1 protein-coding gene is annotated in these 472 nt (G+C 47.9%); it reads right to left on the bottom strand.

The window, feature by feature from the left end:
- Window positions 1-472: NAD(P)-dependent malic enzyme (locus CHH48_RS19170; RefSeq protein WP_281252974.1), on the bottom strand; the 472-nt coding region annotated here is incomplete at both ends.

The raw sequence follows: 472 nt of genomic DNA, 5'->3' as shown, positions 1-472 counted from the left end.
GTTGTTCACGCCAAGGCTGTGCAGCAATTCAATGATTGCGATACCTGCAGCGCCAGCACCGTTAGCAACAACTTTGATGTTGTCGAAGCTTTTGCCAACCAATTTCAATGCGTTCAGCAAACCAGCAACTGTTACGATTGCAGTACCATGCTGATCATCATGGAATACTGGGATGTCAGTTTCTGCTTTCAAACGCTCTTCAATTTCGAAGCAGCGAGGTGCAGAGATATCCTCCAAGTTCACACCGCCGAATGTTGGTGCCATCAATTTTACGGTACGGACGATTTCATCCACATCGTTCGTATCAAGCACGATTGGGAAGCTATCTACGCCCGCGAAGCTCTGGAAAAGAACAGATTTACCTTCCATTACTGGAAGAGACGCTTCAGGACCGATGTTTCCAAGGCCAAGTACAGCAGAGCCGTCACTGACTACCGCAACCATGTTGCCTTTCATCGTGTATTCGTAGACG

The sequence above is a fragment of the Terribacillus saccharophilus genome (genome assembly GCF_002272075.1).
Classification (GTDB): Bacteria; Bacillota; Bacilli; order Bacillales; family Amphibacillaceae; genus Terribacillus; species Terribacillus saccharophilus_A.
This window is presented reverse-complemented; position numbering and strand designations above follow the sequence as displayed.